Raw genomic sequence first — 25796 nt, 5'->3', positions numbered from 1 at the left:
CGGCACTTCGGTGCTGTCCGGAGGCTGTCATGAAACTATCACGCAGGTCCTACTGTTTCTGTCTCCGTCCCAGCGTTACTAAGGGGCAGTTTTCACGCCCCATAAGGGATTCCCATGATCAAGAGCAGAGCTCCGCTATTCGGTCTTCTCGTCGCCACGGCCCTTGGCACTGTTGCCATGACCCCGTTCGTGTCGTCGGCGCAGGCTGCGGACATCACTGGTGCAGGGTCCAGCTTCGCCGCACCGATCTATGGTGCATGGGGCACGGCCGCCAAGAGCCAGGCCGGCATTTCCGTGAACTACCAGAGCGTGGGTTCCAGCGCCGGTCAGGATCAGGTTATCGCCCGTACGGTCGATTTCGGTGCGTCCGACAAGCCGATGAACGGTGAGCGTCTGGCCAAGGAAAAACTGTACCAGTTCCCGACCGTCATGAGCGGTATCGTGGTTGTGGCGAATGTGCCGGGTCTGGCTCCGGGCCAGCTCCGCCTGGATGGCCCGACGCTGGCTGCGCTGTATGACGGTGAGATCACGACCTGGGATGACGACCGCATCAAGGCCCTGAACCCGGGTCTGAAGCTGCCGGATACGGATGTAGCTCCGATTCACCGTGCCGATGGTTCGGGCACGAGCTTTGTCTTCACGTCCTATCTGTCGCAGGTTTCCCCGACCTGGAAGCAGAAGCTCGGTGCTGGCACGTCCATCGCCTGGCCGGGCGGTTCGGGTGCGCGTGGCAATGACGGTGTGGCCGCTCTGGTGCGTCAGACGGAAGGTGGTCTGGGTTACGTCGAGTACGCCTATGCCGCGCAGAACCACCTGAACATTGCCAAGATGAAGAACCACAGCGGTGCGTTCGTCGCGCCGACGCTGGCCAGCTTCACGGAAGCCGCCAAGGCTGCCGACTGGGTCCATGCCGATCATTATGCCGTGAACCTGCTGGACACGGATGGTGCGTCTTCCTGGCCGATCGTGACGGCGACGTTCGTTCTGGTGCCGGTCGATGCGGTTCAGAAGGATGCCGGCAAGGCAGTTCGGGACTTCTTTACCTGGGGTTTCCAGCATGGCGATGCGGACAATGCTCGCCTCGACTATGTCGGTCTGCCGCAGAGCGTACGGACGGACATTCTGGCCAACTGGCCGAAGTAAGTCCTGCGTCTGTATCCGAAATGACGGGCCGGACCTGAATTCGGGGCTGGTCAGTCAGGATAAAAAGGCGTTGAGTATGGAACGGGCTTCTCCTGTACGGGAGAGGCCCGTTTTCTGTTTTTTGCTCTGTTGAGTCGTGGTGCCTGCGTGTCCGTTACGTCACTTTCCGAACAGACGTCCCCGCAGGGGATGAATGGCCTGACCCGTGTGCTGATCGGTGTGATCTTCATTCTGGGGCCTGTCTCGACGGATATGTATCTCCCGGCGTTTCCGGTACTAGAGCACGATCTGGGGCATGGGGCCGGTTCGGCGCAGCTTACGCTGACGGCGTGGCTGGCAGGACTGGCAATCGGACAGTTCACGCTGGGCCCGCTCTGCGACCGGTATGGACGCAAGCTGCCGCTCCTGTTCGGGTTGGTGGTGTATGCGCTTGCCTCGGTCGGGTTGGCGTTGACGGCCAGTTTTCACATGTTCTGTGCGCTGCGCTTTGTAGCGGCTCTGGGCGGGGCGATCAGTTCCGTGGCACCCCGTGCGATGGTGCGCGATGTCGCGACCGGGTCGGCGGGTGTGAAGCTCATGTCCCAACTGATGCTGATTTTCGGTCTGGGGCCTTTGCTGGCGCCGTCGATCGGAAGTTTTTTGCTGGACTGGGGAAGCTGGCGGCTGATTTTCTGGGCGAATGTGGTCTTTGGCGTTGTGATGTTCTTCTGCACGCTGTTTCTGCTGCCCGAGACGCTGCCAATGGATCGTCGTTTTGCGTTGCCGGTCAGCGGGATGGTGGCGCGTTACCGGGATCTGCTGCGCGAGCCGCTGTTCTGTTCTGCTGTGATGGTCGTGAGTTTTGCGACCTTCACGATGTTTGCCTATCTGTCGAATGCGCCTGCGCTGTTTGAGAATATCCTGCATTTCTCGCCGCATCTGTTCGCCATTTTCTTCGGGCTGAACGGGATCGGCTTCATTATTGGCTCGCAGGTGAATGCCAAGCTGGCAAACCGTTTCCTGTTCACGCGGGTCATGGAGATCGCGATGCTGGCGGTTCTGCTGTTCTGTGCGCTGGCAGTGGTGGTGTGTCTGGGGGGATTTGCGGGGCCGCAGAATCCGTGGATCCTGTGCGCGCTGATCTGGTGCACAACATTTTCGCTGGGCTTTATCGGACCGAATGCGGGCATTCTGGCGCTGACGCATCACGGGCATCAGGCGGGTGCGGCTGCGGCGCTGATGGGGACGCTGAACTGGACGATTGCCGGTCTGGCGGGGGTAATGATGTCGTTTCTGCCAACGCACTGGGTTGGGTCGACATCGGTCGGAATGTTTGTTGGGATTAGTTTCTGCTGGCTGTGCGATCTGTGGCGCCGTCGGCTTGATCCGCAATCCTATCTGTCCGTCCGGCAGTAGGGGCCGGAGCGGGACGCCCGGCGCGAGGCCGGGCTTGTCCCGAGAAGACTGTGATCAGCTCTCGGAAACGCGGTCGGCAGCAACCGTGGCAATCATGAGGGCGCCGATCATCGGAACGAAGGCAACCATCGAGAACTGTGCGAGCAGGCTGGTGGGAAGGCCGATCAGGTGGATCAGGGTCATGGACGTCATCTGGAAAATCTCCGTATGGTTCTGTGGGCCGTTTTGCGGCGTGCAGCGGGAGGAACTCCAGAATCGGTATGCAAAGCAACAAATACAGATGCAGGGTCAGACCTGCATTTCCTGCATAAATGCTTTTTAAACTTTCGCCTTGTTTGTGAAAGGAGGGGCTTCTGTTGCGCAGAGGCGATTATTCCATCACAGGCAAAGTAAAGCCCGATAGGGAACAATGCCCGTATTTCTTTCGGGAAACACTAATGTTTCCCGTGGGTTTGAAATAAAATTGCGCGGCAGCTTATTCCGCGTTGAGGCTCAGGTCGCTGTCGTGCCGCAGTCCGTGCCAGCTCAGGAGCGTGTCGGCGAGGAAGAACATGAGCGATCCGACGGTACAGACGAGAGCTATGCCAAAAAACGCCAGCAGCCATGCCGAAGTCGAAGCATCACGGATCGAGCCGACAAACAGCGCCATGGCCGCGCCACAGGTTGAGGCGCCGCCGATGGCGTTGAGAAGAATCGCGGCGTCCAGCACAAAGACGCGGCGGTGCAGGCGTGCCTGTTGGTTTTTCAGACGGGCGGGTGTGTCGATGGGGTCGACCGGAGTATCGTCCGTCTTTGGGGTGCCGAGTTTCTTGCGGACATCTTCAAGGTGGTCCGTGACGCGGGCCAGACGTGTGTTGAAGACGTTGATGAGGGTGCCGATGCCGGACAGCATGAAAACGGGGGTGAGCGCGACCTGAATCAGATGGGCTGCGCTGTCGACGGGATCGGGATCGTAGGAAATTGGAAAAGGCATGCTGTCTTATACTGCAGGATGCGTTTGCGAAAAGACCGGCCGTTCTGATCTGAAAGCACGGCCGGGGAAAAGGCGCTTCTGGAAAAGCAGCCTCTGGAAAAGCCCCTCTGGAAAAGAGAGGGGAAGATGGGGTAGGGAAGTGCAGCCATTGCCAGAGGTGTTCCGGCCCTGATGTTCAATCTGCTTCGCCTGTCCTGTCGTTCCGTCCTGTTCTGCGCGGGGATGGGGCTGTCTGCGGGCCTCGTACAGGCACAGGATGTCAACGACGACACGGCGCATTGTAGTGGGGTGGCGCTTCAGGCCGAGTTTGCGTGCCGAAGCTGGACCGAGGTGGCGCAGGATGTAAAGGCGGGGACCGATACCGTCATTATCCCTGTCGGCGGGACCGAGCAGAGCGGACCGTATATTGCGGTCGGCAAGCATAATGTGCGGGCGCAGGTTCTGGCGGACAGGATTGCGGTTCAGGCCGGGCATACGCTGGTGGCGCCTGTTGTGGCCTATGTGCCGGAAGGGTCTACGAGCCCGCGCACGTCTCACATGAAATTTCCCGGTACGATTTCCGTGCCGCCCGCCGTGTTCGAGGGCTTGCTCAAGGGGGCAGCGGAGAGTTTCCGCGTTCAGGGATTTAAGCGGATCGTGCTACTGGGCGACCACGGAGGCTACCAGTCCTTCATGGCGCAGGTGGCGCAGGAGCTGAACCGGGCCTGGAAAGGTCAGGCCGCCGTGCTTTATGTGCGGGATTATTATGAAGTTGTGCCCCATCAATATGCTGATGCCCTGCGTGCGCAGGGTTATGGTGCGGAAGTGGGGCTTCATGCGGAGCTGAGCGATACGTCGCTGATGCTGGCGGTCGATCCGTCGCTTGTGCGTCAGGAGGCGTTGCGCAAGGCTCCGAAACCGGGTGTGGCCGAGGGCGTCTATGGTGGCGATCCGCGGCGTGCATCGGCCGGACTCGGCCGGATTGGTACTGACATGCAGATCCGGGCTGCGGTTGCGGCAATTCAGTCTTTCCAAAGGAGCCATCCATGACCTTCAAGACTCCTCTTCTGGTGGCGGTGACGCTGCTGGGAGTTGCCGCGGCTCATGCGCAGGAATATTCCCCGAGTGCGCCGATGGTGTCGGTTCCGGCCGAGGCGTCCGCTGCGGTGGCGGCCCCCGTTGCGGCGTCCGGCATTCAGACGATTCCGGGCATGCCGCCGGTGATCGATCCGAAAAACATCTACAGCGAGACGACCCCGTCCCATATTTCGCCAGCGATCGCGCAGGACCCCGCGCGTGTCTATGTGCCGAACCTGCGCGGGGACAGTGTTTCCGTCATCGATCCGGTGTCGTTTCAGGTTGTGGACACGTTCCCGGTCGGACATTCGCCGCAGCATGTGGTGCCGTCATGGGACCTGCGCACGCTGTGGGTGACGAATAACAGCGAAGGTCGTCCCGACGGGTCGCTCACGCCGATTAATCCGGCGACGGCCAAGCCGGGTCCGTCTATTGCCGTGGATGATCCGTACAACATGTATTTCACGCCGGACGGGAAATACGCGATCACGGTCGCTGAGGCGCACAAGCGTCTGGACTTCCGCGATCCGCATACGATGGAGCTGAAGGGTTCGGTCGAGACGCCGGAATGCAAGGGCGTCAATCACGCCGATTTCTCGATTGACGGCAAATACGCGATCTTCACCTGCGAGTTCGGCGGTTATGTCGCCAAGGTCGATACGGTGAATCTGAAGATGATCGGAATGCTGAAGCTGTCCAAAGGCGGGATGCCGCAGGACATTCTGACGGCGCCGGACGGTCACAAGTTCTATGTCGCGGACATGATGGCAGACGGCGTGTTCGTTGTGGACGGGGATTCCTTCAAGGAAACCGGCTTCATCCCGACGGGTATCGGCACTCATGGTCTGTATCCGAGCCGTGATGGTAAGATGATGTATGTCGCCAATCGTGGTTCGCATCGCATTCATGGTCCGAAGCATGGGCCGGGTGGCGTGTCGATCATTGATTTTGCGACGGACAAGGTCATCAAGACCTGGATGATCCCCGGTGGCGGTAGCCCGGACATGGGCAATGTCAGCGCGGACGGCAAGCTGCTCTGGCTGTCTGGCCGGTTCGACGATGTGGTTTATGCGATCGACACCGATACGGGGGCGATGCGCAAGATCCCGGTCGGCGCGGAGCCACATGGTCTGACGGTCTGGCCCCAGCCGGGACGCTACAGCGTCGGGCATACGGGGATTCTGCGGTAAGGTCTGAAAAGGGGGAGCGGTCTGCTCCCCCCTTTTTTTGTCAGGCGTAGATCCTGATGGTCTCGATATAATAGGCCATTCCGCGGAGTTCGCGCTTGGTCAGGGTGACGGACAGTGTTTTGCCGGGTGTCGGGCGGCGATCCTGTTCCATGATGACAATGCCGACGCCTTCGGGAAAATCCTGTTCGAAGCTCTCGCGCATACCGTCAGGCGTTTCAGCAAGCCATGCGTCGATTGCGTCCGCGTTGCTCTGAAGCGTCTGGAGAATGGCACGTTCTGCGTCTTCCTTTGTGTGGAAGAAGGAAACGGAGCGGAGTTTTTCGGAGGTAAACCGTTCTTCGATATCCGAGTCTGCCAGGGCGATATGCCGCTCCATAACGCAGCCTCCGAGCTGGCGGGCTGACGTGTCCGGCCAAGGAGGAGGTCCTATTTGGAGACTCTGTAACAGGGCTGTCCAGAAGTCGCGGAGGCTGGGAAACGGAGCCGAGTGTTCCGGGAGCCAGGCAGTCTGGTCATTGAACCGCGCAACCGGATCGAAAGCGATCAGAGCCCAGGTGATCCGGGCCAGATCGATATCGTTGCAGGCCATCAGGGTTTCGAGTTCCCGGATGGCGGCGGCCCGGGTGAGGAAAGTCCGGGTTTCCGTCACGTCCTGAATGACATCCATCAGGGTTTCGCCGAATGTATCGACATCCTCCCCGAATGGACCAGCACCGTAGCTGGCCAGTTGTGGAAAGAGACGACGGTATTCCTGATCCGACAGGTCTGATGGGACGGTCATTCCTATTGGCTCGGGGATTTTTTGGTGAACAGGCGATCAATCGCAGGGCCGATGAAGTAGCCGATGATCCCGGTGATGAGGACGGAGGGCCAGGCCCAGCCGGCGTAGTCCTTGAAGAAATCCTGATTTTCCAGATAGGTCATGACGGCGATGTCGATCAGGACGAGGGTCCATAATGTCGTGGACAGGAAGGGCTGGAGCCAGGCGTGGCGGACTGTGCGGGACATGCGGGTCTCTCCGGCTTACGAGATCGAGACGTGAAAGACGAAGATCATCCCGCAGATGAAGGCGCCGAACAGTGGCAGCCAGCAGGTGTGCAGGTGGTTGTGGTTGTCCATGTAGGAATAGGCCAGCGCGAGCGCGACATAGACATGTGCGAAGACGAGGCCGAGCACCATGCCGATGAAGCGCTTTTTCAGAACCTGCTCTTCCTGACGGTTCTTTGCAGCGAGAGCGGCAGGATCGGGGCGGGCCATCGGTGTTTCGGTGGTGGCCGTGGCGTTGGTTTGATCGGGGGCTGACGGCTCTGGTGAGACCAGGACAAGAGACATCGCTGAATTCCTTGGCATGATCCTCGCCGATCGGCGGGCGATGCGGGGCCGCGGGAAGGTCGGGCCGGGAAATCGTCTGCGGGGAACCGGGAGGAGGGTTCTCGATAATGTGTGGGCAGAATGAGCCTGTCTGCACGGCAATGCAAGACTTTATTTAAATGATTAAGGGTTGTGCCTCTTGGCAATAAAAAACCGGCTCCTGACAGGAGCCGGTTCGAAATCAGGCCTGACCGGGGGCGTTGTTGCCGGGTGCGTCGTTGGCCGGGATGGGCAGTGGGCCGTCCGTGGTGATGCGCATGGCGCTGCCGGGCGGCGTCGTGAAGTAGGATGTGCCGGTGTAGAACTTGATGCTGGCGGCGGCGAGCTGGTTGGTGATGCGGCGGTAGAACTCGCGTTTGACCTTCCATTTCATCATCGGCGTCGTGCGGAAGCTGCCGAGGAGGGTGGCGCCGCCGCTGTCGCTGTTGTCCACGCCCAGATCGTTATAATCCGACAGGATCATGGGACCGAAGACCGGATCGTCGCGCATTTCCTTGAGGGTTTTTGTCATGATGGCGGTCACGCGCGGCAGGTCTTCGGACAGGTCGAGCTGCTGTTTGACGATGACCTGATTGTAGCCGCGGGCCGTGTTGGCGATTGAGGAGACGGATGAGAACGGGATGATGTGAAGGTCGCCGTTGATGTCGCGGACCTTCACGGTGCGGATCGAGAGGTTTTCCACCGTTCCCGAAACGCCGCCGGTCGTGACCCAGTCACCAACCTGGATGGCATCCTCGACGAGCATGAAGAAGCCCGTGATGAAGTCCTTGACCAGGCTCTGCGAACCGAAAGCGATGGCGGCACCCATGATGCCTGCGCCGGTGAGCAGCGGGGTGACGTTGATGCCGATCTGCGAGAGTGTCGTGACCGCGACGATGATGATGATGATGGCCAGCAGGACGGTACGGATAATGGGCAGCACCGTGCGCAGGCGGGTTGCGCGGGCGAACTGGTCCGAATTTTCGAAACGGGTGAGCTGCTGGCTGAGGAAGGCGTTGATGATTTCCCAGATCGTGACCGCAATGCTCAGGGCGACCAGCATGGTCAGGACGGCGTCGAGCAAATGGCGGCCGACGGCGTTTTTCATGAAGAAGCCGAACGTGGGCAGGCCCCAGGCTTCGGTCATGGCGATCAGGGTCAGGAAGAGGATCGCGCCGGTCAGGATGCGCCGGGCGAAGGGATAGTAGCGATCGGCGCGCTTCTGAATATCAGGGAAGCGTTCGGTCAGGACGGGGTTGATGCGGAAGAAGCGGTCCTGAAGGCCGTAGGCGAGTACGGCGATCAGGCGAGATGCGACGAGAATGCCGATGGTGATGCCGGTGGTGTCGAGAATCCAGCGATAGCCACCCGGCAGATGGGCGGCCCAGACGATCCAGAGAGAAGCGTCGAGGAACATGGCTGGCACCCACCACAGCCGCGTGACGGCAACGATGAAGGTCCACATCGCGGTGTTGGGGACGGCGCGTGGCTGGAGTGCGCGGCTGACGAGGTGCCGGATTCGCCAGATGAAAATGGCAATCAGGATATGTTCGATCAGGATCACACCGCGGATCATCGCATTCGTGCCGCGTGGGGAGAGATTGAACTGTCCGCCCAGCGTGGAGAGGCAGAAGACGATGGCGGGGGCGGCGACGAGCACGTTCCACCAGCGGGTCAGCAGGAAGGCTGTTGCGTCCGTGGCAGGCAGGAGGCGGATTGTGGGGGAGCGGGGTGCAAATCCGGTCTCGACGAAAAGATAGAGAATCCGGGCTGCTGCGTAGCAGTTGGCGAGCGTCATGATGACGTTGTCAGTTTTGGCGCTCCAGGGCAGGACCAGAACGGCCAGATAGGCGACGGCTAAAAAGGCGAGAACCGGGATGGCTTTCAGCGCAAAGTGCCCCAGCGCGTAGGGGACGCGGGACAGGAAGCGTAGGGTTTCAACCTGACGCCGCTGGTCGGCGGCTCGCGTTTCGCTGGAGCCGTCAACGATAGGGTCGTGCGAGGTGGCGTCCTGGTCCGCGACGGTGTTGCGCCGCTCCCGGTTTTCAGCGTTTTGCGTAAGTTGGACCAGTGGCTTGTGCAGGCTCAGCGCGACGATCCGCTCCAGAGCTACGCCACAAAGCATGACCACGATGCCGCCCGCGAAGGCGTGAAGGATTGTGGTGCGGGTATCAACCGAAGCGAGAGTCGTGTGGGCCCAGTGGCCGACAAGTCCGAGATCGCTGAACAGGCCAAGGAAGTTGTGCAGGTAGCCCAGTGCCTGCAGGCGGATGCTGCTCAGACCGGTATGGATATCGGGCGGCACGTCAGCGACGGTTTTGGGGGGCGTGGCTTTCGCGGGGGCTGCGGCAGGGGATGCGGCAGCGGCTTCGACCGGAAGGCCGCGGGCCATCAGGTCGAGAGTATGGGTGAAGGCGTCCCGTTCCTTGGGGTTGTTCAGGACGTTGAGGAGCTGCTGGGCTTCCTGCTGGCTGAGGGGATGGGCGCTGTCGGCGGCTTTTGCCGGGAGAAGGGGGGCCAGAAAGCCGAGGAGCAGAAAGAGGAGGATGCCGAAGACGGCGCGTCCGGTTCGCGAGCGGTGGGAGGCGGACGGATCGGGACGGGGGATCAACGGCATCGTTCTGTTGGGTCCTTGAAACTGCGCGGTGAATTACGCGATGGAATTACGTTGTCTTGGGCGGGATCTGGAAGTCGCACCGGGTGGTCCGCCGAGGGCGGTTGTTGCGTGCGAACATGGCACAGGGTGGCGGTTCTGTCCTACCCTCTTCCTGTGAGTGTTTTATTAGGGATGGGGGGATGTTGCGGGGTACGGGCCGACCGGAGGGCATCGGCATTTCTGGTGGCCCAGAAAGAGAGTGGCTTAAGAGACTTCCCAGAGGCTTGCCCCAGATCCGTCAGAGCCCGTGTTCCGATCTCCCGTTAAAAACTCTCAAAATCTGACAGGATCGCTTTAGAAGAGGCCTATTTCGTGAAGGCGATTTGCAGGGCCTTCGTAGTTTCACGACCGGAAAGGTCCTGCTTTTCGTTTCAGTCAGTGATATGGTGAAGGCTGTCTTCTGAAAAAGTGGAATGAGCCTGTCTTGCATCGAATGTTCAGCATGTCGGCCCTGCTCGTGGCAGGGGTTCTGGGTCTGGGGTCTGTGTCCGCGCGGGCGGCGGAGAGTGCGCCGGTTGCGTCCGCGAACGACACCGCGACGCTTGTCACGGACCGTGATGCGGTCGGGCCGGACCAGCATCTGCGAGTTGGGCTGCGGCTTCAGCTCAAGCCGGACTGGCACACTTACTGGATCAATCCGGGCGATGCTGGAGACACGCCGACGCTGGATGTGACTGCGGATGGCGGGGCAACGGGCAAGGGCGGCCCGATCCACTGGCCAGTGCCGGTTCGGATCAGCGAGGGCGGCCTTATGTCCTACGCGTACATCAATGAAGTGACGCTGCCGGAGGATCTGGTTCTCAAAGGTTCGGGAGGCGCAACGCTTCATGCCCATGCGGAATGGCTCGCCTGTGCGCAGGTCTGTATTCCCGAGAGTGGTGATTTCACGCTGACGCTTCCGGCTTCGGCGGCCAATGTGCCGGAAGGTGGGGCGCAGGCGGACCTGTTCCGCAAGGCCGAGGCTGCCATGCCGGTGGCATCGCCATTTGCGGCCAGTGTGTCCGCCGATGGCGTCCTGATGCTTTCGGGCAAGGGATTGTCTGCGACGTCTGTGTCGCAGGCATGGTTCCTGCCGCAGGATGGGGGCGTAATCGATCAGGTCGCTGAACAGCCTCTGCATGTGTCGGATGGTCAGCTCACGCTCGGGCTGAAATTCCTGAAATCCGCGCATCGGGACAAGCCGCTGCTGGGTGTGGTCGTGCTCAAGGATGCAGCGGGGCAGGAAAGTCCGTTGCAGATTGAGGCGCGTCCGGTTGGTGGCGCTTCTACTGCGGCTCCTGTGCAGGCGGATGCGACCCCGGCTTCTGATGTGCCAACCGGGGCGGGTTGGCTGCGGGTTCTGCTGTTTGCTTTTGTGGGCGGGCTGATCCTGAACCTGATGCCGTGTGTGTTTCCGGTTCTGGCGATGAAGGCGCTGTCCCTTGCGAAAATGGGCGGTGCCGGACGGGGCGTGCAGCTTCAGAGCGCGCTGTTCTATACGCTGGGCGTGACCGGGGCTTTTGCGGCGCTGGGCATTGTCATGATCGGGTTGCGTCTGGCCGGGTCTGCGGCGGGATGGGGCTTTCAGTTCCAGTCGCCGGGATTTGTGGTCGGCGTGTGCTGGCTGCTGTTCCTGATGGGGCTCAACCTGCTGGGTGTGTTTGAAGTCAGCGCCGGGCGTCTGGGACAGGTTCAGACAGGCGGCGGTCGGAGCGGGGACATGATGACGGGCCTGTTGGCGGTTATTGTGGCAACGCCCTGCACGGCGCCGTTCATGGGCGTTGCCATTGCAGGCGCTCTGGGTGGGCCGCCGGTGATGGGGGTTCTGGTGTTCCTGTCGATGGGGCTTGGGCTGGCCTTTCCGTACATTCTCGTGGCCGGGGTTCCGGGTGTGGCGTCGCGGATGCCGAAGCCGGGGGCCTGGATGGGCATTCTCAAGCAGGTTCTGGCGTTTCCGCTGTTTGCGACCTGCGTGTGGCTGCTGTGGGTGGCGGCAATCCAGCGGGGCGTGACGTTTGTGGCGCTGACGGCTGGGGGCGTTGTGCTTTTGGGCTTTGCAGGCTGGATTTATGGCGTTGGGCAGCGTCGGTCTATGCTGGAAGGCGGTCGTGGGACGGTGGCGTTCTGCCGGATCGTGGCTGTGCTGTGTGTTGTGGTCTGTGGGGTCGCGCTGGCGCAGGGGCTGCGGGCCGCACCTGCTCCTGTGGTCACAGGCACCTCGGAGTCCGGGATCGAGCCATTCTCGGAAGCACGTCTCGCCGAGCTTCGGGCGCAGGGCAAGCCGGTGTTCATCGACATGACGGCGTCATGGTGCATCACCTGCATGGTCAATGAGCGTGTGGCGCTGGATGTGCCATCCGTTCAGCAGGCGTTCCGGGACCGAAGGATCGTGTTCCTTAAAGGGGACTGGACGAACCGCAACGCGGCGATCGGCGCGTTCCTCAAGGCGCATGGGCGCGATGGTGTGCCGTTCTATATTTATTATCCGCCGCATCAGGAGGGCGTCGTGCTACCGCAGATCCTGACGCCGGGCATCGTGCTGTCGACAATCGGGAAATGATGTCAGGGCAATGAGACACGCTCGGGAGGAATGGCCATGAAAGCATGGGTGTTTTTTCCGGGACTGTTTCTGATTGCGCTGATGCCCGTCTTTTGTGTGGCGCAGACTCCTCCGACAAATCCGTTCAATGCTGTGAAAATCCTGCCGGGAAACCTGATCGGGACTCAAGGCGCGACAGGTTCGGGAACGGGTGAAGAAATTTGCGTCATGGGACATCGCCGTGCGCCGTCGGTTTTCTTCGCTTCCCCGATTGTGACGCGCTATTTTGAAGACGGTCATACGGAAAGCCGGGTCACCCTGTGGAAGGGGATGACGGCTCATCTGAAATTTGGGCGGGATCTGGATCATGATCCAGTCACAGGCACTAATACGTCGCGGTTTGGCGAGGCCTATGCCACGTCCTCGCCTTTGTTGCCGCGATAGGGATCAGCGGCCCGTGTTGCGCGGGTCGTCCTGCGGATTGACGTAGGCCATGCTGAACGGTCCTGTTCCTGAAACCTGAAGGACTGCGCCCTGACGTCCGGCCTTGATGGCGTGGGGTACGTTGACCGGCAGATGGACGAAGCCGCCCGGGCCGAGCGCGCGCTGCTGCGTTGTGTCGATATTCTGTCCCACGAAATGCTGGATGTTGCCGCTGATGACGGTCAGCATTTCGTCCAGATTATGGGTGTGGGGTGGGATGAATGATCCGGCTGGCATCATGACGCGCAGGGTGAAAGGGCCGGGTTTTGTGGTGTCGCCGGTCAGGATGGCGATTTTCGTTCCGTGTGGGAACATGGGGGGTGCGGGTTGCCATTTTACGGCGTCCGAATTCTGGAGGATCGTTACGCCAGAATGATCCTGTGGCGTTTCAGTCGGAATTGCGGCAGCATGTGCGACTGAAAAGAGCGTAAGCGCTGTGCCGAGAAGCAGGGCTGAACCGGCGGACTGTTTTCTGGAAATTATGCCGAAGGGCATTGGGGGTCTCCTCCGTTCCACAGGGATGTGGGGGCGTGTTGCGGAAACGCATCGGAGGAGACGTGGTTTTGGCGCAGGGAATGCTCCCTGCCGCTTCCCGTCAGAACGCGGTGGAGATCGTTCCGGTCATGGAAAAACGCGGAGAGACCATGAAAGAGTTTCCGTAGCCGGTATAGGGCGCCATATTGCCGCTGTGGACCGTGCTCGGGTCCTTGGCGCTATAGACCGCGCCCATGGCGCCGGTGCGGACGATCGAGCCGGTGAGGTTGGTGAAGTTCAGGCGGAAAGTCGGGGACTGCGCGAACATGAAGGGCTTGAAGTGATAGCCCATCGAGAGCGTGTCTGTGACGTAGCCCGGAATGCGCTGGTCGCCTGCGATGCTGACGGATTGCGGGCCGGTATAGTGGACGGTGCCGTTCGCGAAGAAGCCTTTATAAGTATAGGTCAGGCCGAAATTCGCGATGACATGCGGGGCCATGACGGCCTGCGTGCCTTTGGAATGCAGCATCGTGTTCAGATACGGATCGAAGACGTTGCTGTCCTGTGAGGCGTGCAGATACTCGACGGAGGCGTAGGGGCTGAAGCCGTGGATCGGGCGTCCGGCGATCATGACGTCAAAGCCGCGCATCTGCTGGCTGCCGATATTGAACGGCTTGTAGCTGTTCATACCAACATACTGGTCCACGATACGGTTTGTAAGGTTGTAGTTGAAGAACGCAACATCGGCGACGATGTAATCGTCATGGTAGCGGTAGCCGAGTTCTTCCTTGATGGAATACTGGTTCTTGGGAATGGCGACGCTGGTGTAGAGCCAGCCGAGATCGACCGCGCTGGGCTGGCGGTAGTCGCCTTCCACGTTCAGGTAGACCTGATGGTGGTTGTTGATGCGGTAGCCGATTGAAAGCTGCGGCAGCGGGGCTGTGCGGTTGGCTTCCTGGCGGCCGTAATAGTCTTTGTTCCAGATGTTCGTCATGACGAACTTGAACCCGGCGTCCACCGTCAGGTGATCGTTGAGATATTTGGCCGTGTCATGCACGAACAGGGACTGGATTTCGTAACCGGCCGTCTGTTTGTCGCCAGCGGAAATCTGGTACGCGTCCCAGTTGGGACTTGGCGCATTGCCGTCTGCCATCTGGTAGCTGGTGGGGTAGGACTGGATCGTCTGGGTGTTTTCATACCAGTAGCCGACCGAAAATGTGTTGTGCCGGTCGATTTCCCAGTTGAGTTTCGCAACCGTTCCGACCGAGCGGTATTCGTTCTGCAGGAAGTAGTTCGTCAGGCCGCGCGTTGCGCCTGCGGCATCGGTCGTCGTGCCGCCCGGAGAGGCGTCCCAGCCCTGCCCGAAGCTGAAATACGGGTGGATGTCGAGCGACAGGCGCGAGGGGAGCACGATATGAACCGGAGCCGAGATGAAAATCTGGTTCCAGTGATCGTTGTTGTTGCCCCAGTAGTTGTTGCTCTTGCGATCATCCGTCCGGCCATAGCCCTGTCCGGTGTGTTTGTAGCGGAAGAACTGGTCGGAGGTGGGGTAGTTGTCGATGACGAAGTCGGCGGAGTTCCAGGACAGAAAGAACTTGGCGTTGGAGCCATTATGCCAGTCTTTCTGGAGGCCGAAATCGATGTGTTTGCGCTGGTTGGTTCCGGCACCCATCCAAGAGCGGGCATGGGTGTTGGAGAACGAGAAATACCCGCGCACGCCGCTATGGCCGATTTCGCCGGATTCCAGACGGAGGAACTCGCGCGACAGGTTGTTGGTGCCGTAGGAAAAGTCGATCAGGCCGCCGCGCTTTTTTGATGGCGTGCGCGTTTCTTCGGACATGATGCCACCGGCCGCCGACATGACGGGCAGATCTGTCGCGGAGGAGCCGGGCGTGACGCTGACGCTTTCGAGGTTTTCGGAATCGACGTTTTCGCTCAGATATTTCGCAGCCGCCGCAGGCGCGCCGTCCACCAGAAGGCCCATGTCGAGGTCTGTCAGACCGCGGGACTGGATCTGTCCGCCTTGCATGCCCGACGAATCTGGCATTGTCACATTGAGGCTTGGCAGGTTCTGGATCAGATCGAGCGCCGTGCTGGTCGGCGCGCGCATGTTGATGAATTCCTTGGTGACGGTCTGCACGGCATGGGGGGCGGTTTCGACGCGCATCATACCACCGCCGCCATTCAGGGCGCGGCGCGAGGACGTGACGGAAACCGTTTCGGCAGCGGACGCATCAAGCTCATGCGCGACGTGCGGCGTGACGGTCGCGCGCGATGCTGTCCGGGCTGTTTTTGGAACGTTACGGCTGGAGGTCTGATGGCGCGGAGTATGGTGTTTCGCAGGCTGTGCGGCACGTGCTGGCGTCGCAAACGCGGCGAGCACGCTGCCGGCGAGACAGGTGACGGCGAGAAGCTGACGTCTGTAGCCCAGTGAGCCGGAGCGTGATCCGGAGCCGCGGGACTGATGGTTGTCTTTCATGCTGCCGGGCTCCTGCGTCTGTCGCACCAAAAGGTTCACTTTGGGAACGGTATTTATTCGAAACGTGGATGTAAAACGGATGGCCTATTTCCATCAAAGATAAAATGCAGGCCGGGGCATTGCCGTTTTTAGGTTGGTGCAAAAATGTGACAGTCTATGTCTCCCGTATGACGTGGTTTTTCGGGAAGAGAAATCAGGTCGTGGGCTGGGGCTGTGTGGTGGGGGAGAGGAATTCTTTTTCGAGTTCGGAAATCACCAGTCGGGCCGCGCCGGAAAGCTGGCGGGAATGGTCCACGCACAGGGCGAGTGTCAGAGGGGCGAGGTCATGGTTGGAAATTGGAATGAAGGCCAGTTCGTCGCGTGCGACCTCTTCCATGACGTCGAGCGCGCTGAGAATGCCGATGCCGATGCCTTCGCGAACCAGAGACTTGATCATCTGGATATTGTCGGAGGATGCGGCGGCGTGGATGTCGAGGTTGCTGTCAATTTCCAGAATTTCGATCTGGCGGTGCAGGGCGAGCGGGGGCTCTGGCATGATCATGGGATAATTCATCGCGAGACTGAAACGGGCGCTTTTGCGTTCGGCGACGGGATGGTTCGGCAGGCAGACGAAGCCGAGCGGAAAGTCCTTGTGCGCGCGGACCAGAAGGCCGCGGGCATGGGTCGGGTTGAGCAGCAGCGCGACATCGACCGAACCGTCGATTAGGGTGCTCTGGATGCGGCTGTTGTCCAGCACATGGGTGCAGATCGTGATGCCCGGATGGGTCGTGCGCATGGCGCGGAGCAGGCGCGGCAGGAAGCCACGGGTCAGGGCGTCGGGGACGGCGATATCCACCTGCCCCCGGCGCAGGCCGCGCATGTCTTCGATCTGAACGCACATATTGGTCAGGTCCCGCGACCACTGTTTGCCATGCGCATAGAGAAGCTCGCCTGTGGCGGTCAGGCGTAGGCCGGTTGGCAGGCGTTCAAACAGGGGCGTACCGAGGGATTCCTCACCCTGAAGGATCTGCCGGTCGATGGCGGAGGCGGCAATGCGCAGATGTTCGGAGGCGCGACGGATGGAGCCGTGCTGGGCAACGGCGAGGAAGTAGCGCAGGAAGCGTGAGAAGACAGGCATCGAAGAACTGCTCTCTTTTTGCGAACGGGAGGAGCGTTTTTATGGAGTATACGACCTTGAGGTGGTGTGAAACTATCCCGCCTGACAGGTGACCTGTCGTTTTTGATGCGGAAAGACGCTCCGGCACCCACCGGAGACTGCCCTGTCCGTGCCGGTTCTTTGGGATTTGACCTCATGACATCCACCGTTTCTCCCGTCGAAACTCCGGTTCTGGAGGCTTTGGCTGCGCTTTCGGAGCGTGTGCGGGAGGATCTGGCGAAAATCCGTTACGCGACGGGCAAATGGAGCCTGACGCAGGACCGGGACGGGGAAGCGGTTCTGGATGTGGCGATCATCGGCGCGGGGCAGGGGGGCATTACGTCATGCTTCGGGCTGCGGCGGCAGGGTGTGACCAATGTGCAGGTCTTTGAAAAAGCAGAGAAAGGCGGCGAGGGGCCGTGGGTGACGTTTGCGCGCATGATCACGCTGCGCACGCCCCGGCATGTCACGGGGCCGGATCTGGGAATTCCCAGCCTTACGCCGCAATCCTGGTTCGAGGCGCGTTATGGTGCGCAGGCCTGGGAGGATCTGGACAAGATTTCCCGCCATGACTGGCAGGCTTATCTGGACTGGGTGCGCCAGACGCTCGACATCCCGGTCGTAAACGATCAGGAACTGGTGCATGTCGGCTGGGACGAGGGGTTGCTGCGGCTGACATTCCGCAATGCGGCCGGTCAGGAAACGGTGCGTCTGGCGCGGCGGATGGTTCTGGCGACGGGCATCGACGGCGGCGGAGCGTGGCATGTGCCCTCCTTCATTTCCGAGACGCTGCCGAAATCCGTTTATGCCCATACGCATGAAGACATTGATTTTGAAGCTCTGAAGGGCAAGCGGATCGGTGTTCTGGGGGCCGGGGCCTCCGCGTTCGACAATGCGGCGACGGCGCTGGAAAAGGGCGTGGGGCGGGTGGATCTGTGCCTGCGTCGGGCGAAAATCCCGGCCATCAATCCGTATCGCTGGATGGAAAACGCGGGCTTTCTGGCGCATTTCTCGGAACTGCCGGATCTGACGCGCTGGCGCTTCATGCGGCAGATCTACAGCCTGAACCAGCCGCCGCCGCAGGACACGTTCTGGCGTTGCCGCCGTCATGAGAATTTTGTTTTTCATCCCGGAACGCCATGGACGGCGACGCGGATGGACGGCGACGAGATCGTGGTGACGACGCCGCAGGGCGAGATGCGCTTCGATTTCCTGATTATCGGGACGGGGTTCACGATCGACCTGTCGCAGCGTCCGGAAACGCGGGATTTCGCGTCGTCTGTTCTGCTGTGGCGCGATCATTTCACGCCCCCTGCCATGGAAGACAGCGCGCTTCTGGGGAGCCATCCTTACTTGGGCGCGCGGTTCCAATTCCTGCCGAAAGACAAGGCCGATCCCAAGGCGTCGATGCTGGCGAAGATCTACAATTTCACGTTCGGGGCCATGCCGAGCATGGGGCTTTCTGGCGCGTCCATCAGCGGGATGCGTTTTGGCGTGGAAAAGCTGGCGCGGGGTATTGCGCGCGATCTGTTCGTCGAGGATGGCGACAGGCATCTGGCGAGCCTGCTGGCCTATGACACGGAAGAACTCGTTAGCCTCGATCCGCCGGTGCTTTGAGAAAGGAAACGCCCATGACGCAGGACAGCTATCCGCGGGACATGATCGGTTATGGCCGCACACCGCCTGATCCGAAATGGCCGAATGGCGCGCGTATCGCCGTGCAGTTCGTCATCAATTATGAGGAAGGGGCGGAGAATTCGGTTCTGCATGGGGATGCGGGGTCCGAAGCGTTTCTGTCCGAAATGGTGGGCACGAAATCCATCATTGGGGCGCGCTGTGCGCAGATGGAGAGCTTGTACGAATATGGCAGCCGGGCCGGGTTCTGGCGGCTGCGGCGTCTGTTCGATGACGCCGGGATGCCGGTGACGGTGTTTGGTGTGGCGAAGGCGCTGGCCCGCAATCCGGATGCTGTGGCGGCCATGAAGGAGAGTGGTTGGGAAATTGCGTCTCACGGTCTGCGCTGGATTGATTATCAGGATTTCCCCGAAGACGTGGAGCGGGCGCATATTCGCGAGGCCATTGCGCTGCATACCGAAGTGACGGGAGAGCGGCCGCTGGGCTGGTATCAGGGGCGCACGAGCCCGAACACGGCGCGTTTGGTCGCGGAGGAAGGCGGGTTTGTTTATGACGCCGATTCCTATGCGGATGACCTGCCGTATTATGACCGGACGCATGGTCGGGCGCAGTTGATCGTGCCCTATACGCTGGACGCGAATGACATGAAGTTTGCGGCGCTGAACGGGTTTACGGAAGGCGAGCAGTTCTTCACTTATCTGCGCGATGCGTTCGATATGCTGTATCGCGAGGGCGGCCGGATGATGTCGATCGGCCTGCATTGCCGTCTGGCGGGCAAGCCGGCGCGGGCGCTGGGGCTGCTGAAGTTTCTGGAGCATATCCAGAAGCGTGAAGATGTGTGGGTGGCGACGCGGCTGGATATCGCGCGGCACTGGCAGTCTGTGCATCCGGCATGAAGATTTCAGACGTCAATGCACTGTCGGCCGAGGCGTTCGTTGCGCAGTTCGGTGGGCTTTACGAACATTCGCCGTGGGTGGCGGTAGGGGTGCTGAAGGCACGGCCTTTTGCAGATGTGGACGCGATGTTGTCCGCGTTTGCGGAGGTTGTGCGGTCTGCGGGCGTGGAGGCGCAGCTTGCGCTGGTGCGGGCGCATCCGGAGCTTGGGCACCGGGCGGGGATTGATCCGGATCTGACGGAACATTCCGCCTCGGAACAGGCTTCGGTCGGGCTGGATCGTCTGACGCCTGCGGAATATGAGCGGTTTCGGGGGCTGAATGACGCGTATCGCGCGCGGTTTGCCATGCCGTTCGTGATCTGCGTGCGCAAGGTCGCTGCACCCGGAAAAGCGGCGAAGACCGTGATTATGGATGAAATGGAGCGCCGTCTGGCTGGCACTCCCGAACAGGAACTGACCGAGGCGCTGACGCAGATTGATGCGATTGCAGGGCTTCGTCTGAAAGATCTGGTGACGGCATGAGTTCTCTGTCCACGCATGTTCTCGATACGGTGTCCGGAAAGCCTGCTGCGGGTGTGAGCCTGCGTCTGTTGCAGGGAGATCGGGTTCTGTTTGAAGGCCAGACGAATGCGGACGGGCGTTGCCCGGAACTGCGGGATGTTGCGGTTTCGAAAGGGACGTATTGTCTGGAATTCCGGATTGGCGATTACTTCCGAAAAGGGGGGCAGGTTCTGTCTGATCCGCCGTTTCTGGATGTGGTGCCGATCGTGTTCGGGCTGGCGGCGGAGGCCCATGCGCATGTGCCCCTGCTGGCGGCGCCGTTCGGATATTCCACCTATCGCGGAAGCTGAGGGCTTTTGATGACTGCCGAGAATGCCGCGACGACCGGTCTGCATCCCGTTGACGAGAAACTGCCGGTCTGGCGGCTTGGAGCCTACGGGTTGCAGCATGTGCTGGCGTTCTATTCGGCAGCGGTCATCGTCCCGATCCTTGTGGCGGGAGCGCTGCATCTGCCGCGCGAGACGCTGATCCATCTGATTGATGCAGATCTGTTCACCTGCGGGATTGCCTCGCTGCTTCAAGCAGTAGGGTTCGGGCCGGTCGGGGTTCGGCTGCCGCTGTTGCAGGGCGTGACGTTTACTGCCGTGGGGCCGATGATCGCTATTGGCTCTGCCGTGGGGGGCGGGACGCCGGGGTTGTTGTCCATTTACGGGTCCGTCATCGTGGCGGGGTTCGTGACGTTGCTGATGGCGCGGCATTTCGCTGGGCTGGTGCGGTTTTTCCCGCCGGTCGTGACCGGGTCCATCATTCTCATCATAGGTTTGGCGCTGCTGCCGGTTGCGGCGAATGATATTGTCTCGGGGGCTAGCCCGTCCGTGATGCAAGACCATGTTCCGTTACGGAGTATCTGGTACGGACTGGGGACTCTGGCGTCCATTCTGGTAATCCAGCGGCTGTTTCGCGGGTTTATTGCCACCATTGCCGTGCTGATCGGACTGGTTCTGGGAACGTTGGTGGCGTGGGTTCTGGGCGATGCGAATTTCGGGGAGGTGTCGTCCGCGCCGCTCCTGTCCATCACGCATCCGTTCTATTTCGGGATGCCGACATTTCATCCGGTCTCGATCCTCTCGATGGTGATCGTCATGACGATTTCCATGATCGAGACGATCGGGAACGTCTATGCGACGGGTGAAATCGTCGATAAGCCGATCACGTCCGAAGACATCGCTCGCACGCTTCGGGCTGATGGAATCGCCACCATACTCGGCGGGGTACTCAACTCGTTTCCCTATACGTGCTTTGCCGAAAATGTTGGTCTGGTGCGGATGACGGCGGTGAAGAGCCGCTGGGTCGTGGCGGCTGCCGCGGTGATTATGATGATGCTGGGCTGCCTGCCGCGTCTGGGCGCGCTGGTGGCTGCGGTGCCGCTGCCGGTTCTGGGCGGTGCGGCGCTGGCGATGTTCGCAACCGTGGCTGTGGTTGGTGTGCAGACTCTCTCACGGGTGGATTTCAACCGGCAGAGTAACGTCATCATCGTTGGGACCAGTATCGGGCTGAGTATGCTGGCGACGGCTCAACCGCATATTTCCGACACGTTTCCGATGTGGGCGAAGATCGTTTTCGGAAGCGGGATTACGCTTGGGTCGCTGTCGGCGATTTCGCTGCATCTGATCTTCAATGTGAAGCGGACGATTCACGAGGCGACGCATGCGACGGATGTGCCGCGTGAGTCGTTGATTGACGAGCGTATCCGCGAAGGGTGAAGGATCAGGGCTTTGCCCTGAAACCCGCCAAAGACCGGGGCTCCTTGGAAACCGATTTACAAAATAGGGTGCAGGGATCGAGATCCCTGCCGGGTCCGGGCAGAGCCCGGATTGTCACGTCAGAATCCCGTCTGGCCGGAAAAATAGAATCCTGTCTGGTTTTTGAACGTCGCAATCGTGCCAAGTGACACGTAAGCGAGTGTGATGTTCAGGTGCTTGTTGATGAAATAGCTGGTGTACACATCGAACCAGTTGCTTTCGTCGGTGAAGCGCTGGTTTCGGGGCTTGGTGCGGTATTCCACGCCGACGATGAGGCCAGGCAGGAAGGGCGGCAGATAGCCGAGGGAGCCTTCGAACTGCGCGTGGTAATTGTTATCGAGGTCGCCACCGAAACCGATGATGCCCCACTGGTTGGCCTTGGTGAAGCGGACGGTGGTGTCGATCAGGATTCCGACTTTCGGAAACAGCTTGGTGACGGCGAGATAGGCGTCTGCGCCGTCGGTGTGTTTTGAGCCGATCATGTGAATGATGCGGCTGTCACTGTCATGTTTGTACATGGCGCCGATGGCGACCTGTGGGATCAGGCTATTGTCGGCGACATGGCCGAAAAGGCGGACTTTCGCACCTGCGACGTCGAGATCGAACTGGTAGCCGTTGCCGATGCCGAGCTTGGCGCCTGTGGCGCGGGTCTGGAAGAAATTATGGGTGTAGGAAAGCTCCACGCGGTCAAAAAGGCCAATCGAGGCGCCGACGTTCTGGTCCCAGTAATTGGTGACGTTCACATAGCTGTAGTGAAGGGCCATGCCTGCGCTCTTGTTGCTGCCATAGCCGCTGATGGTGGCCCAGGTTGCGAGGCCGCCGCCGCTTGAGCCTTCAAGAGACGTCATGCCACCGGTGCCGATCGCACGCTGTCCGTCAAAGAGTGTGCGGAACAGGGATTTGCTGTTGCCGTCATTGCCCAGAGTGACCTGCGGTGCGCTCTCTGTAGTGTCTGCGGCGCGCGCGGCGCGCTCTGGAAGAAGGGCGCTGAGGGACAGCGCTGCGGTCAGGGACATCAGGGAGCGGAAAGTCTGCGCGGAGGAAAGGGAATGGTTCATGGGTCCTGCTTTTAGGTCGCGAGCCCGAGGGGGAGCCGGAGTACTCTCGCAGGTTAAATACTCTTGCCAGTATAGTTTCTGAAATGCTGATAAATAGTTAATGTAACCCTAAGACTTTTAAAAATTCAGAGTCAAAATAAAATGGCATTCTGTGTCACAGGTTTCAGGTTGTCTTGCGCTCATGGCGGCGCTGGCCGGCCACATAGGTGGCGGCGATGCTGCGATCGTCGCCCAGCATAGTAAGGGCGAACAGGCAGTCAGCGAGGGTTTCGGCCGTCTGCGCGCGGATCCGGCCCAGAGGTGTGGCGGCGGGATCGAAGACGCAGAGATCGGCGTAGAGGCCGGGTTGGATGCTGCCGATCCTGTCCTGAAGGCCAAGAGACTGTGAGCCTCCTGCCGTGGCAAGCCAGAGCCCCTGCGCGGGATGGAGGTTCGTCTGGAGGCCCTGTGCGACCTTGTAGGCGTCGGAGAGAACCTGAAGCAGGGACAGGGACGGCCCTGCGCCGATGTCGCTGCCGATGCCTACGGGTACTCGGCGTTCTGATTTGAGGGCCTTAAAGAGTGGGAATGAGCCGCTGCCGAGGAACTGGTTCGAGCCGGGACAGTGTGCGATGGAGCAGCCTGTGTCGTGACAGCGCTGAAAATCGGCTTCTTCGGCGTGGACGGCATGGGCGAGAATGGCGCGGGGACGCAGGAGACCGGCCTTGTCGTACACGTCCAGATAGGAGTTGCGGTTGGGGAACAGTTCGCGGACCCAGGCGATTTCGGAGCGGTTTTCGAGCAGATGCGTCTGCATGAACAGGTCGGGTTTCGTGGCGAGAAGTGCGCCTGCGAGATCAAGTTGTTCGGGGGTGCTGGTGGGGGCGAAGCGGGGGGTGACGGCGTAAAGCTGGCGTCCGCGATTGTGCCAGCGTGCGATGAGGTCCGCGGACTGGTCGTAGCCGCTCTGGGCGGTGTCGCGCAGGTTTTCCGGCGCGTTGCGGTCCATCAGGACCTTGCCTGCGATCATGCAGGTGTTGAGGCGTTCGGATTCCTCGAAAAACGCGTCCACGGATTGGGGATGGACTGTGCAGTACACGGCGGCTGTCGTGGTTCCGACGCGCAGGAGTTCGTTCAGGAACTGTCGGGCGACGGAGCGGGCATAAGTCAGGTCGGCGTAGCGGGCTTCGGCGGGGAAAACATAATGTTCCAGCCATTCCAGAAGCTGCTCGCCGTAGGATGCGATGACCGGAAGCTGCGGGTAATGGACGTGCGTATCGATCATGCCAGCGGAAATCAGCATATCGGGGTAGTGGTCGACGGGCGTTTCGGTGGGGATTGTGTCGCGCAGGCTGTCCCAGGGACCGGCAGCGGTGATGCGCCCGTTCTCGATCAGGATCAGGCCGTCGGGCTCGTGATGCAGGGCATCCATGGGATCGGTGGTGAAGGGATCGGCATGGAAGGTCAGGAAGGGGCCGCGAATGGCGCTGATCTGGGTCATGGGAGCACTTTACCGCAGGGATCGTGCCTGTGTCTGCGTCATATGGGTCTGGCATCCCGGCTTTGGCCCTGATATTTCCGGGGCTGTCTTTTTTCATCCGATCGCGGCTGTGTCTGCGGTCCCGGTTGCCGGATGCCTGCCTCATGTCCGATATTCTCGAACCGATCCGCATTGTCGCGCTGTATCATTTCACGCCGTTCGCCGACCCTGCTGCATTGCGGGAGCCGTTGCTGGAACTGTGTGAACGTGAGGGAATCCGGGGGATTCTGCTTCTGGCGCGCGAAGGGATCAACGGCACGATCGCCGGAACGGATGAGGGCATGGAGCGCGTGATGGCGCATATCCGTGCACTTCCGGGCTGTGCGGACCTGGAGAGCAAGGACTCCCGTGCGCCTGAACTGCCATTCCGCCGCATGAAGGTGCGGCTGAAAAAGGAAATCGTCACGATGGGCGAGCCTGATATCGACCCGCTTCAGGGCGTAGGGCGGTATGTGGCGCCGGAAGACTGGAACGCGCTGATTTCCGATCCGGATACGATCCTGATTGATACGCGAAACGATTATGAAGTGGCGATCGGCACGTTCAAAGGCGCGGAAGACCCGAAAACGAAATCCTTCCGTGAATTCCCGGAATGGTTTCGCAAACGGCGGCAGGAACTGGAAGCGGAAGGCCGTCTGCCGAAGATTGCCATGTTCTGCACGGGGGGCATCCGCTGCGAAAAATCAACGTCCTTTGCGCGGGCGGAGGGTGTGGACGAAGTCTATCATCTTAAGGGCGGCATCCTGAAATATCTGGAGACCGTGCCCGAGGAAGAGAGCCTGTGGGAAGGCGAGTGCTTCGTGTTCGACCAGCGTGTTTCAGTGAAGCATGGGCTGGAGATCGGGACGCATGATGTCTGCCATGCCTGCCGTCGCCCGCTGAACGCGCACGACAAGGCCTCGCCGCTGTTCGTGCAGGGTGTGTCGTGCCCGCATTGTCATAACGAGCGGACGGAAGAGCAGCGCCATCGTTATGCTGAGCGTGAGCGGCAGGAAGTGCTGGCTCAGACGCGGAAGGCCGGGCATTTGGGTGTTCGGCAAAAGTAAGTGTGGATGGGGGCGGGGTCATGCTGTTTCTGGCGGGATAAAATCAATGATTCGCGTTGTTCTCGGCCTAATTTTTGCCATTGCTATCGGCGGCACTGCTTTCGCGGGGGCCAAGCCGGAATCCTTGGAGGAGTTAACCCATAACCTCAATATCGTGCTCAACGAGGAGCTTGATGGAAAGGCAACACTTAACGGACGGCTGATTGTGCGTGTTGAGCGTGCCTCGATCTGCAAGTCGGCGGTCTGGACACAAAGCAACGGCGTCGGATCGCCCTTGCGGCGTGACCTGCTGGAATGGGATGAGATGTTTGATGACAATCCTTGGTTTGATGCCCGGTTTTTCCATTGGGGGTTCGTCTATCATGATCATCGGATCAACGATGTCGTCTCCTTACCTCTGACAGAGCACCCGGACCGTTTTGACGATACGGCCGGTGTCAACCTCATGTCGTGCCAACCCAAGCATCATCGCCAGTGACGATGCCTGG

Annotated in this window: 24 protein-coding genes; 13 read left to right on the top strand and 11 right to left on the bottom strand. The window is 60.4% G+C overall.

All coding sequences use genetic code 11. From position 1 onward, the window contains the following. Nucleotides 1-114: 114 nt before the first annotated feature. Both pstS and HKD21_RS02625 read left to right on the top strand, forming a co-directional pair. The gene (pstS, locus tag HKD21_RS02630) at nt 115-1143 is read left to right on the top strand and encodes a phosphate ABC transporter substrate-binding protein PstS (RefSeq protein WP_194254015.1); all 1029 of its coding nucleotides are present in this window, start codon (nt 115-117) and stop codon (nt 1141-1143) included. Nucleotides 1144-1290: 147 nt separating this feature from the next. Beyond that, nucleotides 1291-2538 (top strand): multidrug effflux MFS transporter, encoded by a 1248-nt coding sequence (locus tag HKD21_RS02625; RefSeq protein ID WP_194254014.1) that lies wholly within the window; start codon nt 1291-1293, stop codon nt 2536-2538. A gap of 54 nt (nt 2539-2592) precedes the next feature. Here the strand turns inward: HKD21_RS02625 and HKD21_RS02620 are convergent, their stop codons facing one another. Together HKD21_RS02620 and HKD21_RS02615 are read right to left on the bottom strand one after the other, a co-directional pair. Continuing rightward, a complete protein-coding gene (locus HKD21_RS02620; RefSeq protein ID WP_156474507.1) occupies nt 2593-2730 on the bottom strand; it encodes a hypothetical protein in 138 nt (45 codons plus the stop codon). Nucleotides 2731-3013: 283 nt separating this feature from the next. Then, nucleotides 3014-3511, bottom strand: coding sequence for a DUF2721 domain-containing protein (locus HKD21_RS02615; RefSeq protein ID WP_194254013.1), 498 nt, complete (start codon nt 3509-3511; stop codon nt 3014-3016). A 171-nt stretch (nt 3512-3682) separates the two neighbouring features. Here HKD21_RS02615 and HKD21_RS02610 point away from each other — a divergent pair, with 171 nt between their 5' ends. Beyond that, nucleotides 3683-4540, top strand: coding sequence for a creatininase family protein (locus tag HKD21_RS02610; RefSeq protein ID WP_194254012.1), 858 nt, complete (start codon nt 3683-3685; stop codon nt 4538-4540). Next, the gene (locus HKD21_RS02605; RefSeq protein ID WP_194254011.1) at nt 4537-5757 is read left to right on the top strand and encodes a YncE family protein; all 1221 of its coding nucleotides are present in this window, start codon (nt 4537-4539) and stop codon (nt 5755-5757) included. Before HKD21_RS02610 ends, HKD21_RS02605 begins: the two co-directional genes overlap by 4 nt. Nucleotides 5758-5797: 40 nt before the next feature. On the opposite strand, the gene HKD21_RS02600 is transcribed toward HKD21_RS02605, so the two are convergent. From HKD21_RS02600 to HKD21_RS02585, 4 genes are all read right to left on the bottom strand, one after another. Further along, the gene (locus tag HKD21_RS02600) at nt 5798-6538 is read right to left on the bottom strand and encodes an RNase A-like domain-containing protein (protein WP_194254010.1); all 741 of its coding nucleotides are present in this window, start codon (nt 6536-6538) and stop codon (nt 5798-5800) included. Between the two features lie 2 nt (nt 6539-6540). Further along, the gene (locus HKD21_RS02595) at nt 6541-6765 is read right to left on the bottom strand and encodes a hypothetical protein (protein ID WP_194254009.1); all 225 of its coding nucleotides are present in this window, start codon (nt 6763-6765) and stop codon (nt 6541-6543) included. A 15-nt stretch (nt 6766-6780) separates the two neighbouring features. Further along, nucleotides 6781-7089, bottom strand: a complete 309-nt coding sequence (locus HKD21_RS02590) for a hypothetical protein (protein WP_194254008.1) — start codon at nt 7087-7089, stop codon at nt 6781-6783. Between the two features lie 220 nt (nt 7090-7309). Further along, nucleotides 7310-9724 carry a mechanosensitive ion channel family protein gene (locus tag HKD21_RS02585; protein ID WP_194254007.1) on the bottom strand — a complete coding sequence of 805 codons (2415 nt, stop codon included), beginning with the start codon at nt 9722-9724 and terminating at the stop codon, nt 7310-7312. A 481-nt stretch (nt 9725-10205) separates the two neighbouring features. Between HKD21_RS02585 and HKD21_RS02580 the strand changes: the two genes are divergently transcribed. After that, nucleotides 10206-12302 carry a protein-disulfide reductase DsbD family protein gene (locus HKD21_RS02580; RefSeq protein WP_228120744.1) on the top strand — a complete coding sequence of 699 codons (2097 nt, stop codon included), beginning with the start codon at nt 10206-10208 and terminating at the stop codon, nt 12300-12302. A 36-nt stretch (nt 12303-12338) separates the two neighbouring features. Next, entirely contained in the window at nt 12339-12725 is a 387-nt protein-coding gene (locus HKD21_RS02575) for a hypothetical protein (RefSeq protein ID WP_194254005.1), read from the top strand. Between the two features lie 3 nt (nt 12726-12728). Here the strand turns inward: HKD21_RS02575 and HKD21_RS02570 are convergent, their stop codons facing one another. The 3 genes from HKD21_RS02570 to HKD21_RS02560 all read right to left on the bottom strand — a co-directional run bounded on the left by HKD21_RS02570 (nt 12729) and on the right by HKD21_RS02560 (nt 16834). Continuing rightward, nucleotides 12729-13259 (bottom strand): cupin domain-containing protein, encoded by a 531-nt coding sequence (locus tag HKD21_RS02570; RefSeq protein WP_194254004.1) that lies wholly within the window; start codon nt 13257-13259, stop codon nt 12729-12731. A 100-nt stretch (nt 13260-13359) separates the two neighbouring features. Then, nucleotides 13360-15717: a TonB-dependent receptor gene (locus HKD21_RS02565; protein ID WP_194254003.1), complete on the bottom strand. Its 2358-nt coding sequence runs from the start codon at nt 15715-15717 to the stop codon at nt 13360-13362. Between the two features lie 193 nt (nt 15718-15910). Next, nucleotides 15911-16834 carry a LysR family transcriptional regulator gene (locus tag HKD21_RS02560; protein WP_194254002.1) on the bottom strand — a complete coding sequence of 308 codons (924 nt, stop codon included), beginning with the start codon at nt 16832-16834 and terminating at the stop codon, nt 15911-15913. Nucleotides 16835-17008: 174 nt separating this feature from the next. Between HKD21_RS02560 and HKD21_RS02555 the strand changes: the two genes are divergently transcribed. The 5 genes from HKD21_RS02555 to HKD21_RS02535 are packed head-to-tail and all read left to right on the top strand — an operon-like array spanning nt 17009 to nt 21646. Then, nucleotides 17009-18469, top strand: a complete 1461-nt coding sequence (locus HKD21_RS02555) for a SidA/IucD/PvdA family monooxygenase (protein ID WP_194254001.1) — start codon at nt 17009-17011, stop codon at nt 18467-18469. A gap of 14 nt (nt 18470-18483) precedes the next feature. Then, nucleotides 18484-19383, top strand: a complete 900-nt coding sequence (puuE, locus tag HKD21_RS02550; RefSeq protein ID WP_194254000.1) for an allantoinase PuuE — start codon at nt 18484-18486, stop codon at nt 19381-19383. Continuing rightward, complete coding sequence (gene uraD / locus HKD21_RS02545) at nt 19380-19904, top strand: 2-oxo-4-hydroxy-4-carboxy-5-ureidoimidazoline decarboxylase (protein WP_194253999.1); 525 nt, start codon at nt 19380-19382, stop codon at nt 19902-19904. The genes puuE and uraD overlap by 4 nt, the downstream gene beginning before the upstream one ends. Beyond that, on the top strand, nt 19901-20233 hold the full coding sequence (gene uraH, locus HKD21_RS02540) for a hydroxyisourate hydrolase (RefSeq protein WP_086649290.1): 333 nt from the start codon (nt 19901-19903) through the stop codon (nt 20231-20233). The genes uraD and uraH overlap by 4 nt, the downstream gene beginning before the upstream one ends. Before the next feature lie 9 nt (nt 20234-20242). Further along, nucleotides 20243-21646: a nucleobase:cation symporter-2 family protein gene (locus tag HKD21_RS02535; protein ID WP_194253998.1), complete on the top strand. Its 1404-nt coding sequence runs from the start codon at nt 20243-20245 to the stop codon at nt 21644-21646. 119 nt (nt 21647-21765) lie between these two features. Here the strand turns inward: HKD21_RS02535 and HKD21_RS02530 are convergent, their stop codons facing one another. Then, on the bottom strand, nt 21766-22743 hold the full coding sequence (locus tag HKD21_RS02530) for a DUF3034 family protein (protein ID WP_194253997.1): 978 nt from the start codon (nt 22741-22743) through the stop codon (nt 21766-21768). Between the two features lie 163 nt (nt 22744-22906). Continuing rightward, on the bottom strand, nt 22907-24223 hold the full coding sequence (guaD, locus tag HKD21_RS02525) for a guanine deaminase (protein ID WP_194253996.1): 1317 nt from the start codon (nt 24221-24223) through the stop codon (nt 22907-22909). Nucleotides 24224-24366: 143 nt separating this feature from the next. Here guaD and trhO point away from each other — a divergent pair, with 143 nt between their 5' ends. Beyond that, nucleotides 24367-25308, top strand: a complete 942-nt coding sequence (trhO, locus tag HKD21_RS02520; protein ID WP_194253995.1) for an oxygen-dependent tRNA uridine(34) hydroxylase TrhO — start codon at nt 24367-24369, stop codon at nt 25306-25308. 46 nt (nt 25309-25354) lie between these two features. After that, the gene (locus HKD21_RS02515) at nt 25355-25786 is read left to right on the top strand and encodes a hypothetical protein (protein WP_194253994.1); all 432 of its coding nucleotides are present in this window, start codon (nt 25355-25357) and stop codon (nt 25784-25786) included. The last annotated feature ends 10 nt before the right edge of the window (nt 25787-25796 follow it).

It is taken from the genome of Gluconobacter cerevisiae (assembly GCF_015244675.1).
Lineage (GTDB): Bacteria > Pseudomonadota > Alphaproteobacteria > Acetobacterales > Acetobacteraceae > Gluconobacter > Gluconobacter cerevisiae.
Note: the sequence above shows the minus strand (reverse complement) of the source record. Positions and strands in the feature narration are given on the sequence as shown.